The organism is Pseudomonas sp. MT3 (genome assembly GCF_054720805.1).
Genome location: NZ_JBTVPY010000019.1, coordinates 103,256 through 120,906, shown reverse-complemented (window position 1 = coordinate 120,906; position 17,651 = coordinate 103,256). Strand labels below are relative to the sequence as shown.

Genomic DNA, 17,651 nt, shown 5'->3' with positions numbered 1-17,651 from the left:
GTGCTGAGCAATGACAGCGATGTGGATAACACGCTCAGTGTTGTCAGCTTCAGCATTGCAGGCGTAACCGGTGACTTTAACGCCGGCGATACCGCCACCCTCAACGGCGTCGGCAGCTTCACCCTGGGTAGCGATGGCAACTACACCTTCATCCCGGTGAAGGATTGGAACGGCTCGGTACCCGAGGTCACCTACACCACCAATACCGGCAGCAGCTCGACGCTGAATATCACCGTCACTCCAGTGGACGATGCCTCGGTACTGGCTCCGGACAGCAACACCGTCGACGAGGACAACACCGCCACCGGTAATGTGCTCAGTAACGATAGCGATGTGGATAACGCCCTCACCGTCTCCAGCTTCAGCATCGCGGGCGTACAGGGCAGCTTTGCCGCCGGCAGCAGCGCGGCCCTCGCCGGTATCGGCTCACTGGTGATCAACAGCGACGGTACCTACACCTTCACTCCGGCGAAGGATTGGAACGGCTCGGTACCCGAGGTCACCTACACCACCAATACCGGTAGCAGCTCGACACTGAATATCACCGTCACTCCAGTGGATGACGCGTCGGTACTGACCCCGGACAGCAACACCGTCGACGAGGACAGCACTGCCACTGGCAACGTGCTGAGCAATGACAGCGATGTGGATAACACGCTCAGTGTTGTCAGCTTCAGCATCAACGGCATGACCGGCACCTTCGCCGCCGGCGATACCGCCACCCTCAACGGTGTTGGCAGCTTCACCCTGGGCAGCGATGGCAACTACACCTTCACCCCGGTGAAGGACTGGAATGGTTCGGTGCCCGAAGTCACCTACACCACCAATACCGGTAGCAGCTCCACACTGAATATCACCGTGACCCCGGTGGACGATGCCTCGGTACTAGCCCCCGACAGCAACACTGTCGACGAGGACAGCACTGCCAGCGGTAATGTGCTCAGTAACGATAGCGATGTGGACAATGTCCTTTCTGTTGCCAGCTTCAGCATCGCAGGCATGACCGGCACCTTCGCCGCCGGCGATACCGCGACCCTCAACGGTGTCGGCAGCTTCACCTTGGGCAGCGATGGCAACTACACCTTCATCCCGGTGAAGGATTGGAACGGTTCGGTGCCTGAAGTCACCTACACCACCAACACTGGCAGCAGCTCCACGCTGAATATCACCGTCACCCCAGTGGACGATGCACCAATCGCGCGTCCGGACAGCGCGACGGTCAACGAAGACGATTCGATCAGGATCGATGTGCTGGGCAACGACAGCGATGCCGACAACGACCCGCTGACCGTCACCGAGGTCGCGGCGAGCAACGGCCAGGTCGTGATCAACGCCGACGGCACCCTGACCTATACGCCGAAAGCCAACTTCAGCGGCACCGATACCATCACCTACAAGATCAGCGATGGCCAGGGCGGCTTCGCCACCTCGACGGTGAACGTCAACGTCATCGCCGTGGCGGACAAGCCGACCCTCGACCTGGATGGCAGCAGCGGCCGCCCGCCGGCGACCGGCCTGACCGTGGAAACCTGGACCAACCTGTCGGGGCTCGGCAGCAATGGCAGCGGCATCCCGCCGTCCACCCTGCAAGCGGTGATCGATGGCGCCGGCACGGCCGGCAGCACAAGCTCGACCAGCAGCGTGAACAACCCCAACGTCAACGCCGGCACCGCCAACAAGGTCAGCGGCCTGATCTTCCTCGAAGCCGGCCACACCTACACCTTCGCCGGCGTGGGCGACGACAGTATCCGCCTGGTCGTCGGCGGCACCAACGTCGCCGAGGCGACCTGGGCCGGCACAGGCGGCACCAGCGGCAAGTTCAGCGGCACCTTCACACCCACTGAAAGCGGCTACTACACGATCGCGCTCTACCAGCACAACCAGAGCGGCCCGGGCAGCTACAACCTGACGATCTCCGATAACGGCGGCACGCCGCAGACCCTCGGCACCGACAGTGCGCTGGTCTACCACAACACCGGCGAACTCACCGTTGCGGGCGAGCGCCTGGGCGATCTGGTCGGCGACAACGGCCAGGGGCACTACACCGTCTTCGGCCCCAACGAGGGCAACGAAGACACCAGCATCCCGCTGTCGAAGATCAGCGCGGTGCTGACCGATACCGACGGTTCGGAAAACCTGTCGATCAGCATCAGTGGCATCCCCGACGGAGCCATCCTGAGCGACGGCATCCACAGCTTCACCGCCGATGCCAGCAACGGCAGCGTGGACGTCACCGGCTGGGACCTGTCCAAGCTGACCTTCACTCCGCCGGCCAACGCCAACGGCACCATCACTCTGCAGGTGAACGCCACCGCCACCGAGTCGAGCAACGGCGACAAGGCGACCACCAGCCTGCCGCTGGAGATCCAGGTCCATCCGCTCAACGATGTGCCGACCGCCACCCAGCAGAACATCGCCATCAATGAGGACGATGTGCTGAACGGGCAGATCGTCGCCAACGACGTCGACCACGACAGCCTCAGCTACACCGTCAAGACCGGCACGACCCACGGCGTCCTGATGCTCGATGGCAAGACCGGGGCGTATACCTATACCCCGGCGGCCAACTACAGCGGCCCGGACAGCTTCACCGTCACCGTCAGCGACGGCAAGGGCGGCACCGTCGACTCCGTGGTGACCCTCGACATCGCGCCGATCAACGATGCGCCGCTGTCGGTGGACGCCACCGCCAGCCTCTACGCCGGTAAGAACTACACCTTCGGCCTGAAGGACTTCGCCTTCAACGACACCGCCGATTCCGCCAATGGCCAGAACCACAGCCTGCAAAACGTGATCATCAAGGCGCTGCCGGACTCGGGCACCCTGCTGCTCGACGGAACCGCCGTGCAGGCCGGCCAGGCCATCAGCGCAAACGATGTTTCCGCCGGCAAACTGACCTTCGTGCCGGATGCCTCGGGCGCCAACGCGCACTTCAGCTTCGCCGTGCAGGACAGCGGCGGCACCGCCAACGGTGGTATCGACACTTCGGCAACCCACGGCTTCGACATCCGCGTCGGCCAGATGCAGATCCCGGAAACCACCCCCAACGGCGACAACACCCTGGTCGGCGGATCGGGCGACGACGTGATCCTCGGTGACGTCGGCGGCCTGCTGACCACCACCCAGCCGGGCACCAACTACAACATCGCCCTGATCGTCGATACCTCCGGCAGCATGAAGTTCAGCCTCGCCGGCCAGGACAACGCGGACTATGTCGACTCGCGGATGAAGCTGGTCAAGGAGGCGCTGATCAACCTGGCCAACGAGCTGAAGGACCATGACGGCGTGATCAACATCAGCCTGATCGGCTTCTCCACCGGCGCCAGCATCAAGGTCAGCATCGCCGACCTCACCAACCTCAACGTCAGCGACCTGATCGACGCCATCGGCAGGACCCAAAACACCGGCCTCCAGGCCGACGGCGGCACCCACTACCAGGCGGCCTTCGAGCAGGCGGTGAACTGGTTCAACGCCTCGGCGCAGAAGAACAACGGCTACGAGAACCTGACCCTGTTCCTCACCGACGGTGACCCGACCCAGTCGAACACCCACGGCAACGGCACCGCCACCACGGCGGACGTGGTACGCGAGTCGGTGCAGTCCTTCAGCAGCCTGAGCGGCGTCAGCGACGTCCGTGCCATCGGTATCGGCAATGGCATCAACGAGAACATCCTGAAGTTCTTCGACAACAGCAACGTGACCGGCACCGGCACGGTGAGCATCGACACCAGCACGAGCAACCTGCTGCATAACTTCAGCAGCGGCAGCCTGAGCGGCTGGGAGCTGAACAGCAAAGGCGGCGGCAACGGCACCAGCATCGACTATGGGTTCTTCAACAACCGGTTGAAGATGGTCGACAGCAACAGCAACGGTTCCACCAGCGCAGCCAGCCCGAGAGCGGAGGTCACCAGCGGCACCACCTCCCGCTTCAGCTTCGACTTCAGCGAAACGCTGAACCCTCGCGACACCTTCGAGTGGCGGCTGGAGAAACTGGTGAACGGAGGCTGGAGCACCGTGTCCGACTCCGGGATCCTGGATTCGTCCACCGGCAGCACGACCATCACCACCAAGGCCGTCGGTGAAGGCACCTACCGCTTCGAGTTCATCCTCACCGACAACAGCAGTTCGGACCGAGCCACGGTCTACATCGATGACATCAAGCAGACCATCTATACGCCGAACCCGGTGAGCGGTCCGGTCGGCCAGGTGGACATCGTGAACAGCGCCAGCGAACTGCATGGCGCGCTGCACGGCGGTTCCACCAGTTCCGAACTGGCGCCCTCGGGCAGCGACAGCATCCAGGGCGGAGCCGGGGACGACATCCTCTTCGGCGACAGCATCAACACCGACCACCTGCCCTGGGGCGTCAACGGCAACCCGGTCAAGCCGGCCGACCTGCCGGCGGGCTCCGGCGTCGGCGCGCTGACGGCGTTCCTCGAACTGAAGAACGGCCATGCGGCGACCAGCGAAGAGATGTACAGCTACATCAAGGCCAACCATGCACTGTTCAACGTCGAAGGCGATACCCGCGGCGGCAACGACACCCTGAACGGTGGCGAGGGCAACGACATCCTCTATGGTCAGGGTGGCAATGACATCCTCATCGGGGATGCCGGCAACGACATCCTGTTCGGCGGTGCCGGCAACGACCAGCTCATCGGCGGCAAGGGCAACGACATCCTCACCGGCGGTGCGGGTGCCGACACCTTCGTCTGGAAGGCCGGCGACCTGGGCAACGACACCATCACCGACTTCAAGGCCGAACAAGGTGACCGCATCGACATCAGCGACCTGCTGCCGGATACCGCGCACAACGACATCCTCAGCTACCTGAAGGTGGACACCACGACCTCGACCCTGCAGGTGAGCACCACCGGCCAGATCGACACCGGCGCGGACGTCACCATCAAGCTGAGCGGCGTGGACCTGACCACCTACGGCGCCACCTCGTCGGAGATCGTCGGCAAACTGGTGGCGGGCTCCGATCCTCTGGTCAAGACTGAGCATCACTGATCCCTCGTTGCCGCCAGGCAACGAACACGTCAGGCTCTGCCATCGCGCCAGCGCGCCATCCTTCGGGGCGGCGCCGCTGGCGTACTTTCACTTCCGACAATGGGGACGGCCCGATGCTGTACATCCAGCGCAACGCCGAGGGAAAACTGGCGCGCGTCGAAGACGCCGAATTCGATGGAATGACCGGAACGCTGCCAGCCGACCACCCGGACATCCAGGCCTGGCAAGCCGCCGAGAGCAGCCTGCTGCATCTGAAGCAGAGCGACCTGGACATGATCCGGGTGCTGGACGACCTGATCTCGGTGCTGATCACCAAGGGCGTCATCCGCATCACCGACCTGCCGCCGGCCGCGCGCTCCAAGCTGCTCAACCGCACCCAGGCCCGCGAGGCCCTGGGCGGACTGACCCGGTTGATCAATGACGATGAGGAAACGGGACTGATCTGAGGCCCCGTTTTCATTTGCAGGGAAAGGCGCCCTGCAAAGCCTGCCGGCGAAGCGCGTCTTTGTAGGAGCGAGCTTGCTCGCGAACCGCTTAACGCCAATGTGGCCGGGTAATTCTGTTCGCGAGCAAGAACTAGGCGTCCCCCTCGATCCTACGAAGAGCAACGAGCTAAGCCCACCATCACCACGGCGCCGGCCCACCGAACAGTTGCCCCTGCGCCCCCTGAATCCCCATCTCGCGCAATACGCGGAACTCCCCGTCGGTCTCCACCCGCTCGGCGATCAGCGGCAGGTCGATGCTGTGCGCCGCGCGCTGCATGGCCTCGATGAACAGACGCTTGTCGTTCTCCTGGTCGATGGCGCGGATGTGGCTGCCATCCACCTTCAGATAGGCCAGGCCCAGGCGGGCCAGGTTGCCGATCATGCTGAAGCGGCCGCCGAAATGCTGCAGGCTCAGGCTGTAGCCCAGCCCATGCAGGCGGTGGGCCAGGGCTTCGAGCACCGCCTGAGCCGGCAACTGGTCTTCCTCCAGCTCTAGGGTCAGGCGCCCGGCGAACTGCGGATGCTGCCGCAGCAGGTCGAACACCCGCGCGCTGGAGCGTTCGTCGCGCAGCAGCGCCGCCGACAGGTTCAGCGCCAGCGACCGGTCGTGGCGGGCGAGGTCGGCAAGCACGCTTTCCAGCATCAGCAGGTCAAGCCGCGCGGTCCAGCCGAAGCGGTCCAGCCAGGGCAGGAAACGCCCGGCGGCGATGTGGCCGCCCTGCCCGTCCGGCAGGCGCGAGAGGACCTTGTGGTGCAGCACCCGCTGCCGATCGGCGCAAGCCACCACTGGCTGGAAATACAACTGGAAGCGCTTGTGCGCCAGCGCCTCGTCCAGCAGCCGGTGCCAGGCATGGCGTTCCTCGGCGACCGGGCTGGCGCCATCCTGGAGGAACGCCCAGCAACGCTCGCCCTCGCGCTCGGCCAACGCCAGCGCCTCATCGGCGCGCAGCAGCAGCGTCTGCGCCGACTCGCCGGACACGAAGGGCACCAGCCCCAGGCTCGCCACCGGACTGACATCGCTGGCACCGGTGCTGGCCAACGCCGCAAGCATGGACTCCAGGCGCATCGCCAGGTCCGGCGCCTCCTCGGGCATCAGCCCCGGCGCCAGCATCACGAACTCGCCGCCGCGGCTGCGCGCCAGGGTCAGGCCGGCGCCCAGCCCCTGTCCGGCCAGGCGCAGTTGATCGGCCACGGCCTTGAGCAACTGGTCGACGCGCGGACCACCCAGGCGCTGGTTCAGGCCGACCAGGTCGCGCACCCGCAGGATCAGCAGCAGGCCGCTGCCGACCTGGTCCTCGGCGCTCAGCCGTGCCTGCAGTTGCAGGTCGAAGAAGCGTCGGTTGCCCAGGCCGGTCAGGCTGTCCTGGTAAGCCTCATCGCGCAGCCGTTCGCTGCGCTCGGCCTGTTCCTGGAACAGCGCCTTGAGCTTCTCCACCATCTGGTTCATCGCCTGCACCACACGGCGCAGTTCCGGCGTACGCGGCAACTCCGGCACGCTGAGGAACTCGCGGCGGGCGATGGCATGGGACTGCGCCACCATGTAGTCCAGCGGTTTGAGCTGGCGGCGCAGGAGGACGGCGCCGAGCACCGCGCTGGCGACACCGCACAGGGCCAGCCAGAGCAGGCTGCCCAACGCGCTCTGCCAGAGCTTGGCGATGGCGAACATCGGGTGGCTGACGACCTCGACCCGCGCCGCCTGGGTCCAGCCACGACTGACGATGGCGTCACCGCCGGCCGAATGCAGGTCGATCAGCGCAACGAACCACTGCGGCACCCTGGCCGCCACCGTATCCGGCACGCCGGTGCGCTCGACGATCGCCTGGCCGCTGGCCAGGTCGACCACCCGAATGCTCTCGAAATAGCCACTGTCGAAGATCGAGCTGACCATCAGCTCGACCATCGCCGGATCGTCGATGTTCGGCGTCAGCGACAACCCCAGCGCCGTGGCGGCATCCTGGGCATGGGAGCGCAGTTGGTTGACGTACTGCCCACGGGAGCTTTCCAGGCTGACCATGAAGCTGCCGCTGAAGGCGACCACCAGGAACAGGCAGATGGCAATGAGCAATTGTTTGAACAGGGACATCGTGTCTCCACGCTCTCATTCGTTCAGGGGAAAGCCTTCGGCTTTCATTTTCTTCAGCAGGTCCTGCCAGCGAGACAACCGCTTGCTATCGCCGACCTGCTTGCCGCCGCTGGCGTTGGCCAGCCACAAGCCCTCGCCGTTGAAGGCGTACACCGGCTGCAGGTCGGTGCGCTGGCTGGCCGGCAGCAAGCTGCCGATCAGGTTGTCCAGCACCAGTGGCACGGCATCGGGGCGGGGGTAGTACGTCAGCACCATGTGCGCCTGGTTCAGGCGCAGCGCCTTGACGTAGGTGATGCGCAGCTTCTGCGCCGGCACGCCCAGGTGCCGCAGGCTGATGTACTTGGCGATGGCGAAGTCCTCGCAATCGCCGGCGCCCTTGAGCAGCGCTTCAACCGGCGTCGCCCAGTAATCCACCTCGCGCCACAGGCCGATGTCATCGGTGAAGCGCAACTGCGCATTGAAGAAGCGGTTGACCACCTGCAATTGTTCGCGCTCGGGCAAGCCCCTGGCGTCCTCGAGCAGACCCTGCCAGGCATCGATGCGCGAATGCTGCTCGCCCAGCGGACCGTAGAGCGATTCGGCGCGCTGGCCGATCAGGTGGAAGTCCCACTCGCCCGGCTGCGCGCCGGCCAGCACGGCGAGCGACGTCGCCAGCGCCAGGAGCAGGGCTCCGGGACGGCTACGGCGCAACGCACGGGTGGAACGGCTGGACACGATCGCGACTTCTCGACTGCGAGGCGTCCGCCTCGCTTAGGCACACGCCGGAGCGGCATGGTGCAAGCTGGTCGCGAAAAAAACAATGGCACAATGCAATCAAGCATTGCGCCATTGTCGGTTGGCGGGGAATGGAGCGGGATCAGCTCTTCCGCGGCGGCGTGACGATGTCGAACCAGAACTCGAAGTCGTCGAGCATGCCGAACAGCTTCGCCAGCAGCAGCGGGTTGCCGGAACTCTTGAGCTTGCCCTCGGCCACCAGACTCACCGGCGAGACTTGCTTGAGCAGCAGGCGGTTGAGGTCGGCGCGGTCGATGGTTACGGTCTGCCCGGCGTTCTCGCTCTGCACGCCCTTGATGTTGTTCAGGTGCGAGTTCTTCAGCTCCAGCAGGTACTGCTCCTTCACGTCCGGCAGCACCAGGTTGATGCTCAGGTCCTCACCCTCGGCCTTCTGCGCGTTCAGGCGCACGCCGAGGTAGTCGAACAGCAGGCCGGTATCCATCGCCGCCAGGGCGTCGGAACTGGTGACCCGCAGCGACGGCTGGTCACGCGGCACGCCGTTGCGCAGTTCCTGCGCGGCCACCAGGTAGCTGTTGCGCCAGCCGGCGTTCTCCGCCTGGTAACCGAGCTGCTCCAGGGCGTCGGCCTGCAGGGCACGGGCGGCCTGGTTGGACGGGTCGGCGAAGACCAGCTTGTTGACCACCTCGACCACCCAGCGGTACTCGCCCTTGTCGTAGGACTGTTTCGCCAGTTGCAGCAGGTGGTCGGCGCCGCCCATGAACTCCACGTACTTCTTCGCCGAATCTTCCGGCGCCAGCGGGTCGAGGGTCGCCGGGTTGCCGTCGTAGTAGCCCAGGTACTTGTTCACCACCGCCCGCACGTTGTGGCTGACGCTGCCGTGGTAGCCCCGGTTGTACCACTCGTTGGCCAGCTCCGGCGGCACCTGGAAGCGCTCGTGGATCTGGTTGATGGTCACGCCCTGGTTGGCCAGATACAGGGTCTGGTCGTTCAGGTAACCGTACATGTCACGCTGTTTTTCCAGGGTGTGGACGATGTCGTCGTGCCCCCAGCGCGGCCAGTTGTGCGAGGCGAGCATCACCTCGGCCTTGTCGCCATAACGGTGCAGCGCCTCGTTGATGTACTTGCTCCAGCCCAATGCGTCGCGGGTTTCGGCACCGCGCAGGGTATAGAGGTTATGCAGCGTACCGGTGACGTTCTCGGCCATCAGCAGCGCCTTCTGCTGCGGCAGCCAGACGTTCATTTCCGCCGGCGACTCGGTGCCCGGCGTGTTCTGGAAGGTGACGGGCACGCCGTCGATCTCCAGCTCCTGCAGGTCGCCCTCGATCACTTTGGTCGGTGCGAGGATGCTCAACGGCCCGCGCGCCACGCCCTTGCCGATGGCCATGTCGACCTGGCCCTGCTCGCCCTTGGGCAGCAGGGTGCCGTACTGGTAGGTGGCGCGGCGGATCATGGCGTTGCCGGCCAGCACGTTCTCCTTGATGGCCGCCTCCATGAAGCCTTTGGGCGCGATGATCTGCACCTCGCCCTTGTCGACCTGCTCCGGGGTCACCAGCCCCTTCACCCCGCCGAAATGGTCGACGTGGGCGTGAGTATAGATGACCGCGCGGATCGGCTTCTGTCCCAACTCCTGGCTAACCAGCGCATAGGCCGCCTTGGCGGTGGCCGGAGTGGTCAGGGTGTCGATGACGATCCAGCCGCTCTTGCCCTCGACGAAGGTGATGTTGGCCAGGTCGAAGCCGCGCACCTGGTAGATGCCGTCGGTGACCTTGTACAGGCCGTACTTCAGGTTCAGCACGGCCTGGCGCTGCAGGCTCGGGTTGACGCTGCCGATATCCTTGCCGCTATTGAGGAAGTCATAGCTGCCCAGTTGCCAGGCGACGCTGCCGTCCTCGTTCTTGATCACCAGGTTGTCCGGGCGCTTGAGCAGCCCCTTCTCCACGCGATCGAAATCGGCGCGGTCGGAAAACGGCAGCGTCTCGCGCACCTTCTGCTGGGCGGCGAGGGTGAACTCGGTGGGCGGCTTGGGTAGCTCGGCGGCGGCGAGCAGGCCCGGACAGAGGCTGGCCAGCAGGATGGCGGCGGAAAGGCGGGACATCGATGAACTCCGGTATTTGTTGTTGTGCTCGCACTATGCCGGTCGTTTCGCTAATAATTCCAATGCATTCCAACCAAATAATCAATGCAGAAACCGCATGAACGACCTTCGCCAGCTACGCCATTTCGTCGCTCTCGCCGAACACGGCCATTTCGCCCGTGCCGCCGATGCGGTGAACCTCAGCCAACCCGCCCTGTCCCGCAGCATCCAGGCGCTGGAGGGGCGGTTGAACTGCCAGCTGGTGGACCGCAACCCACGCGGCGTCACCCTCACCGCCCACGGCCGGCTGGTGCTGGAGCATGCCCGCCGCCTGCTGGCCGGCGACCGCGCCCTGAAGAACGCCGTGCTGCAACTGGCGGACCTGGAAACCGGCGAACTGCGCCTGGGCGCCGGCCCCTTCCCCGCCGCACGGCTGATGCCGCAGGTGCTCGCGCGCTACAGCAGCGCGCACCCGCGAGTGTCGATCCTGCTTTCCATCGAGAACTGGAGCGAGCTGCACCAGCGTCTGCTGGACGATGAGCTGGAGCTCTTCATCGCCGACTACCGCGAGCTGGAAGGCGACAGCCGCCTCGACATCCTGCCGCTGCGCGTACATCGCAGCGTACTGTTCTGCCGGCCGGGACATCCCCTGATCGACACGCGGCCCTCGGTCGAACGCCTGCTCGACTACCCGCTGGCCGGCCCGCGCCTGCCGCGCGACGCTCAGGAGCGCCTGGCCCGGAACCTCGGGCGCGAGCAACCGCTGAGCGTGCAATGCGATGACGTGCTGATGCTCAAGGAGCTGGTGAAAGGCAGCGACGTACTCTGCCTCGCCACCTGGGACGTGGTGGCCGAAGACGTACAGGCCGGGCGCTTGGCCGTGCTGCCCTGGCCCAACCGCGACGATGCTTCCGCGCGTGGCTCCGCCTATGCCCTGGTGCGTCATGCCAGCCGCAGCCTGTCTCCTGCGGCCAACCAGTTCGTCGCGTTGTTGCTGGAGGAGGACGCGGCGTTTCGCGCCGCGCCCTGACCGCCACGGCTCAGCGACTCCAGCCCTCGTAGCGATCGTGATCGCGGTCGTGGTAGTCCCGGCGGTAATCACGGTGCGGGCGGTCATTCCAGTCGCGGTCATGCCAGCCGCGATCGTGGTCGTATTCGTGAATCACGCAACCGGTCAACGGAAGGATGAGCAGTACAGCAGCGAAGATGCGACGCATGGCGCCTCCTGAAACGAGCCGGCAGCCCCACGGGAATGCGGGGCGATGATTCTTCCGGTCTCACAGGATCAGACATTGCGGCCAGGCGCCGGTGCGGTCGCGCAAGGTAAAGCTTTGGTAAATCAGCCGTTTACAGTTTCCAGACGGCGCTGACGGCGGCTCTGCAGGTGCAGCACGCCGAACAGCAAAACCTGCAACTGCTCGCCCAGCGAACGACCGCGCGCCAGCAGCAATACCTCGCCGACATGCGCCAGCAGCATCACGCCGGACACCCACAGCAACGGGCGATGCAACTCGCCGAAGGGGTAGGCGAGATTGAGGACGGCGGCGAGCCAGAACATGGCCAGCGCGCCCTTGGCGAAACTCAGCAATTCGGACATGACGATCTTTCCCTGGATTAAGGTCGGAGCAGTCTGCCGTCCGGCTCGTCCTGAATGCTCCTGTCTTTCGACTGGCGGTGCATTTCGCCGAGGCAGCATGCCCTGTTCGCGAGCAAGCTCGCTCCTACAGGTATGCACGGGTGCGCCCTTCGTAGGAGCGAGCTTGCTCGCGAACCCGGTACCACACCGAACCCGCCGGCTGACCTTACCCACCGAACTGCCCCAACTCATGGAAGCCCGGCCCGGTTGAAGCTAGAGTCCGACCAACACCCCCGCCGCAAGGAGCGGCCATGCCCGAACTCAGCCACCAGCAGGCGCAGCGCCGCGTCGACGACATCCTTGCCTTCGAGCGGGAGCTGCAACGCCTGAACGACGAGGGCGCCCTCGCCCTCGATGCCGCGCAACGCGAACGCCTGCGCGACCACCAGCACCGCCTGCTCGCCGACTACCGCGCACGTTTCGACATCGACCGCGACAGCCAGGACCATCGGCTGTCGCTGGGCATGCGCATCGCATCCTTCCTCGGCGCGCTGGCCCTGGCGGCCAGCCTGTTCTTCCTCTTCTACCAGTTCTGGGGGCTGTTCGCGGAAACCGCCCAGGTACTCATCCTCATCGCCGCGTCCCTCGGCAGCCTGCTGCTCACCCTCGTCCTGCAGCGCCGCGACGCCTCCGGCTATTTCGCCAGGCTCGGCGCCATGCTGGCCTTCGCCTGCCTGGTGCTGAACGTGGTGATGGTCGGGCAGATCTTCAACATCACGCCCTCGGACAAGGCCCTGCTGCCCTGGGCCGCCTACGCCCTGCTGCTGGCCTACACCAGCAACGCCCGCCTGCTGCTGGCCGCCGCGCTGATCTGCGCGATGGGCTACGTCGCCGCGCGGGTCGGCACCTGGAGCGGCGTGTACTGGCTGGACGTGGGCGAGCGCCCAGAAAACTTCTTCCCCGCCGCCCTGCTGATCTTCCTCGTGCCCTCGCTGGTCGGCCAGGGGCGCTTCGATGGCTTCGCCGCGACCTACCGGGTGTTCGGCCTGCTCGGGCTGTTCCTGCCGATGCTGGTGCTGGCCAACTGGGGCGGCGGCAGCTACCTGGCGCTGGGTTCCGGCACGGTGGAAAACCTCTACCAGGTGCTCGGCTTCGTCGCCTCGGGGCTGGTCATCTGGCTCGGCGCACGCCGCGAATGGCCGGAGGTGGTGAATACCGGGCTGACCTTCTTCGTGGTGTTCCTCTACACCAAGTTCTTCGACTGGTGGTGGGAGGTGATGCCCAAGTATCTGTTCTTCCTCTTGCTCGGCCTGTGCGCGGTGCTGATCCTGCTGGTACTGCGCCGCCTGCGCAGCGCCCACGGCCTGCTGGGAGGGAACCGTCCATGAACTGGACCCGCACCCATGCGCTGCTCGGCGGCGTCGGGCTGATCCTGCTGGTCAACGCCGTGGCGCTCGGCGGCGTGGCCTGGAACTGCTCGGGCGAGCCGGACAGCCGGCTCCCCCTCACCCAGCGCGAGCTGGATCGCAACAGTTCCTGGCACAACGAGAACAGCGGCCTGAGCTTGCGCCTGCGCTGGCGCACGCCCACCCGGGATGAGGGCACGCGGCACAACCGTGGCTGGCTGCCGGCCATCGACGCGCAGAAGATGGCCAGGCTGGGCTTCGTCATGCCCGCGCAGGTGGACGACGACAGCGCTCCGCGCTTCAGCCGCCAGCAATCGCGCGATGCCCTGCTGGTGCTGGAACTGGACGGCCCGCTGTACCAGCGCGAAGTGCAGCTGACGCGCAAGCGCCTCGACGAGGCTCGCCAAGCCGCCGACGCCGCCCCGCAGAATGCCCGCCTCGCCGATGAGCGAGACTTCATCCGCCGCGAACTGGACAGCGAGGAGAAGACCGACACGCGCCTGTTGCTCAAGGACGTCGGGCTGGACCTCAAGGCCCTGCGCGCCCAGTACCCCGATCGCCAGCGCTACCTGATCGTCCACGGCCGCGTGCGCCCCGTCTCCAACTACTACCAGCACATCTGGACGCTCGGCGGCACCGCCAGCGCCATCGGCACCGACAGCATCAACGTGCCGTACCAATGGCGCGAGCGCCTGGACCGGATCACCACGCAACCCCACCGGGCGGCGGACGGCCGCGCCCAGCCGTTCATTGCCGAAGTCGCTTTCGGCCGGCGCCTGGAACCCTGGATCGAGCGCATCGACATGCCCTGACCGACGCCCGCCGCGCCGATCCGAATCCGCTTGCGCGATACGGAGCGGCGCTGCACCCTGTGCGCCCGCCTCACCGCCATTGCTCGCCCTGACCGGCCATGAACGACGTCACCCCCGATCCCAGCCGCTGCCCACTCTGCGGCCAGTCCAACCGTTGCAGCCAGGCCGACCCGGCACTGGAAGGCCAGGACTGCTGGTGCTTCAGCACGCCCATCGAGCGCACCGCGCTGGAGCGCATCCCGCCCGAATCCGTCGACCGCGCCTGCCTCTGCCCTCGCTGCGCCTCCGGACTGAAGGACGACGAGAACGCCTGATGCGCCTGGACCGTTTCATCGCCAACCTGCCCCACCTGAACCGCCAGCAGGCCCGTCAACTGCTCGCCGAAGGCCGCCTGCGCGTGGATGGCCAGGTGGTGCGCGAGGGTCGCCACGAGGTGCGCGAATTCTCCCGCGTGGAACTGGACGACGACCTGCTACAGGCCGGCAAGCCGGCGCGCTACTTCATGCTGCACAAGCCCGTCGGCTGCGTCAGCGCCACCCGCGACGCCGAGCACCGCACCGTGCTCGACCTGCTGGACGAGCCGGACAAGCACGAACTGCACATCGGCGGCCGCCTGGACTACAACACCACCGGCCTGCTGCTGATCACCAACGACGGCCAGTGGTCGCGGCGCATGACCCTGCCGGGGCGCAAGCTGCCCAAGGTCTATTACGTCGAGACTCAGGACCCGATCGAAGCGCACTACGCGCAGGCCTTCGAGCAAGGCCTGTACTTCGCCTTCGAAGACCTCACCACCCTGCCCGCTCAGCTGGAAATCCTCGACACCCGCGCCGCGCGCCTGACCCTGCACGAAGGCCGCTACCACCAGGTCAAGCGCATGTTCGGCCACTTCCAGAACAAGGTGACCCGCCTGCACCGCGAGAGCATGGGCAGCCTCGTGCTCGATCCGGCATTGCAACCCGGCCAGTATCGCGCGCTGACGGCGCAGGAGATCACGGAGCTGGGGTGATCGGGTACTTGCAGGAGCGAGCTTGCTCGCGAACCTCCAGGCATTGGAGCTGCCGGCTGATTCTGTTCGCGAGCAAGTTCGCTCCTACATGAAAAGCACTTCGCGCCGAGGCCTGCCCCGCACTCTGCCAATTCCCCCCGCGCACCGTTCAGCCCGGCGGTTTGCAGCCGTCGCTGCGGCTTGGCTAAGCTCCAGTCAAATCCGCGTCCCAAGGAAAGGTGATGAAGAAACTGTCGGTCGCCCTGCTGCTCGCCCTGAGCGCCAGTGTCGCCATCGCAACCCCGAGCAAGCCCTCGCCGCTGTCCGACCTGCAGGCGGCGCTGAAGACGCTCAAGCCCGGCCAGTACCTCTGGTACCCGGAGATTTCCCCGGCCGGCCCGGTAACGCTGGTGGTCAGCCTCACCGAGCAACGCGCCTACGTGTACCGCAACGGCATCGCCATCGGCGTGGCCACGGTCAGCACCGGCAAGAAGGGCAAGGAAACCCCCACCGGCGTGTTCTCCATCCTGCAGAAGAAAGTCGAGTACCACTCCGACCTCTACAACAGCGCGCCCATGCCCTACATGCAGCGCCTGACCTGGGACGGCATCGCCCTGCACGCCGGCAATCTCCCCGGCTACCCGGCCTCCCACGGCTGCATCCGCCTGCCGATGGCCTTCGCCAAGAAGCTCTACGAAGTCACCGGCTTCAGCTCCACCACCGTGATCATCTCCGACGCCAAGAGCTCGCCCGTGGAGGTCTATCACCCCGGTCTGCTCGCCCCCATCGTCAGTGAGGGACGCCCCGCCGGCCCGCACGACGACAGTGGCATGGTGGTGCCGTTCTGGAGCGATCCGGGGGTGGAGAAAGGTCCGCTCTCCGTGCTGATCAGCCGCGCCGACCGCCGCGCCTATGTCTACCGCGGCGGCCTGCAGATCGGTACCGCCCCGGTGGCCTTCGAGCATCCCGAGGAAAAAACCGGCGTCGCCGCCTTCTCGCTGATGGAGAAGCCGACCCAGAGCGAAATCGACAGCCAGAGTCCCAACCTGCGCTGGACCACCGTGCAGGTCAGCGACCCGCAGAAAGGCCTGACACCCGCCGAGCAACTGGGCAAGTTCAGCATGGACCGCGAGTTCCTGCGCAGCCTGCTGACGAGCATGGATGTCGGCAGCACCCTGATCATCACCGACCTGCCGTCCACGCGCGCCATGCGCAGCAACCCGGACTTCACGGTGATCACTACCAACGACCGGCAGGCGGAACAGAAGCCGGTCAAGAACCAGCCGGTCAACTGACGTCATGGCGCGGCGCACCACCTGCCCCGCGCCGTTCCGGATTCCCCCCTATCGCCCATCGGCGGCACCCGCGCGCCCACCTGCGCCCTGCGGCAATCGGGCAACCCTGGCCGTGCGCCGGCGTCCGGATCAACGGCACTCATCGCCCTGCCGCGCCGGCCGAAAGACTTCGAAACAGCGTGTGCACAGGCGATGACGCCAGGAAAGATTCGCAGCCTGGCGTTCCTGCGCCAGACAAGGTTCCGCAGCGCCATACCTGCGTATTTACCGACGGGCGGGTTCGAAAATGCTTAAAAAACAACCACACCACTGGTCAAAAATCGCGCACAATGCGGCGTTTCCCAGAAAAAACCATATCGATTCAACGGGAATGTTGTATTCATGCTGACTTTTTCGAAGTTACGGGGGATCTTCCGGATCACTGTCGCCAGCACCGCGCTCTTCGCGTTCGGTAGCTGGCAACCTGCGTCCGCCGCCCGCCTGCCGACGGCCGAGGAACTGCACCGCCTCGCCCCCGCCACCAATACCGAAACGCTGCGCCTGGCGCTCAACGCCCTGCAGTGCGCCAGCACCCAGTTGGGCGGCGACAACCAGTTGCTGACCGTCATCGACTACTCCAAGCCCTCGCGCGACAAGCGCCTGTGGGTCTTCGATCTCAAGCAGCGCAAGCTGCTGTTCGAGGAATGGGTCGCCCACGGCAAGAAAAGTGGCGCTGACTTGGCCACCTCGTTCTCCAACCGTCCCGAGAGCAACCAGTCCTCCATCGGTCTCTACCAGACCGGCCAGACCTACAGCGGCAAGCACGGCCGCTCGCTGCGCCTGCTGGGGCTGGAACCGGGCTTCAACGACAACAGCGAAGAGCGCGCCATCGTCATGCATGCCGCGGCCTACGCCGATCCCAAGGTCGTCCCCGGCCTCGGCCGTCTCGGCCGCAGCCTGGGCTGCCCGGCGGTGCGCCCGCAGGTGGCGCAGAAACTGATCGACACGGTGAAGAACGGCAGCTACGTGTTCGCCTACTACCCCCAGCAGGAATGGCTGAAGAACTCGCAGTTCCTCGCCGGCCAAAGCTGCACCGTGGCGAAGACCCCGCGCAACACCCGTTACGCGCAGAACCTCGCCAACCGCTGAGGGGCACATGCGGAACACCGTCGCGCGCGGCGCCGGCTCTTCGTAAGAGCGAGCTG

General features: G+C 65.7%; 14 protein-coding genes. 9 read left to right on the top strand and 5 right to left on the bottom strand.

Features of this window, described 5'->3' with window-relative positions:
- Both ACYCAX_RS19565 and ACYCAX_RS19560 read left to right on the top strand, forming a co-directional pair.
- Positions 1–5,013 carry an Ig-like domain-containing protein gene (locus tag ACYCAX_RS19565; RefSeq protein ID WP_460248650.1) on the top strand — a complete coding sequence of 1,671 codons (5,013 nt, stop codon included), beginning with the start codon at positions 1–3 and terminating at the stop codon, positions 5,011–5,013.
- Positions 5,014–5,126: 113 nt separating this feature from the next.
- On the top strand, positions 5,127–5,459 hold the full coding sequence (locus ACYCAX_RS19560) for a hypothetical protein (protein WP_015476060.1): 333 nt from the start codon (positions 5,127–5,129) through the stop codon (positions 5,457–5,459).
- Between the two features lie 178 nt (positions 5,460–5,637).
- Here the strand turns inward: ACYCAX_RS19560 and lapD are convergent, their stop codons facing one another.
- The 3 genes from lapD to ACYCAX_RS19545 all read right to left on the bottom strand — a co-directional run bounded on the left by lapD (position 5,638) and on the right by ACYCAX_RS19545 (position 10,411).
- Positions 5,638–7,581, bottom strand: a complete 1,944-nt coding sequence (gene lapD, locus ACYCAX_RS19555; RefSeq protein ID WP_460248649.1) for a cyclic di-GMP receptor LapD — start codon at positions 7,579–7,581, stop codon at positions 5,638–5,640.
- A 15-nt stretch (positions 7,582–7,596) separates the two neighbouring features.
- Entirely contained in the window at positions 7,597–8,247 is a 651-nt protein-coding gene (gene lapG / locus ACYCAX_RS19550; RefSeq protein ID WP_294978560.1) for a cysteine protease LapG, read from the bottom strand.
- A gap of 190 nt (positions 8,248–8,437) precedes the next feature.
- A complete protein-coding gene (locus ACYCAX_RS19545) occupies positions 8,438–10,411 on the bottom strand; it encodes an alkyl/aryl-sulfatase (RefSeq protein ID WP_460248648.1) in 1,974 nt (657 codons plus the stop codon).
- Positions 10,412–10,508: 97 nt separating this feature from the next.
- On the opposite strand from ACYCAX_RS19545, the gene ACYCAX_RS19540 reads away from it, so the two are divergent.
- Positions 10,509–11,420, top strand: a complete 912-nt coding sequence (locus ACYCAX_RS19540) for a LysR family transcriptional regulator (RefSeq protein WP_460248647.1) — start codon at positions 10,509–10,511, stop codon at positions 11,418–11,420.
- Between the two features lie 10 nt (positions 11,421–11,430).
- Here ACYCAX_RS19540 and ACYCAX_RS19535 read toward each other — a convergent pair whose 3' ends face one another.
- A complete protein-coding gene (locus ACYCAX_RS19535) occupies positions 11,431–11,607 on the bottom strand; it encodes a hypothetical protein (protein WP_275610508.1) in 177 nt (58 codons plus the stop codon).
- A gap of 122 nt (positions 11,608–11,729) precedes the next feature.
- Positions 11,730–11,987, bottom strand: a complete 258-nt coding sequence (locus tag ACYCAX_RS19530; RefSeq protein ID WP_015476055.1) for a DUF1145 domain-containing protein — start codon at positions 11,985–11,987, stop codon at positions 11,730–11,732.
- 290 nt (positions 11,988–12,277) lie between these two features.
- Between ACYCAX_RS19530 and ACYCAX_RS19525 the strand changes: the two genes are divergently transcribed.
- From ACYCAX_RS19525 to ACYCAX_RS19500, 6 genes are all read left to right on the top strand, one after another.
- Positions 12,278–13,354 carry a DUF2157 domain-containing protein gene (locus ACYCAX_RS19525; RefSeq protein ID WP_460248646.1) on the top strand — a complete coding sequence of 359 codons (1,077 nt, stop codon included), beginning with the start codon at positions 12,278–12,280 and terminating at the stop codon, positions 13,352–13,354.
- A complete protein-coding gene (locus tag ACYCAX_RS19520) occupies positions 13,351–14,184 on the top strand; it encodes a DUF4824 family protein (protein ID WP_460248645.1) in 834 nt (277 codons plus the stop codon). The genes ACYCAX_RS19525 and ACYCAX_RS19520 overlap by 4 nt, the downstream gene beginning before the upstream one ends.
- Before the next feature lie 98 nt (positions 14,185–14,282).
- Positions 14,283–14,498: a cysteine-rich CWC family protein gene (locus tag ACYCAX_RS19515; RefSeq protein ID WP_460248644.1), complete on the top strand. Its 216-nt coding sequence runs from the start codon at positions 14,283–14,285 to the stop codon at positions 14,496–14,498.
- Entirely contained in the window at positions 14,498–15,193 is a 696-nt protein-coding gene (locus ACYCAX_RS19510; protein ID WP_460248643.1) for a pseudouridine synthase, read from the top strand. The genes ACYCAX_RS19515 and ACYCAX_RS19510 overlap by 1 nt, the downstream gene beginning before the upstream one ends.
- A 221-nt stretch (positions 15,194–15,414) precedes the next feature.
- Complete coding sequence (locus tag ACYCAX_RS19505) at positions 15,415–16,467, top strand: L,D-transpeptidase (RefSeq protein WP_015476050.1); 1,053 nt, start codon at positions 15,415–15,417, stop codon at positions 16,465–16,467.
- A 381-nt stretch (positions 16,468–16,848) separates the two neighbouring features.
- On the top strand, positions 16,849–17,595 hold the full coding sequence (locus ACYCAX_RS19500) for a murein L,D-transpeptidase catalytic domain family protein (RefSeq protein ID WP_294978554.1): 747 nt from the start codon (positions 16,849–16,851) through the stop codon (positions 17,593–17,595).
- The last annotated feature ends 56 nt before the right edge of the window (positions 17,596–17,651 follow it).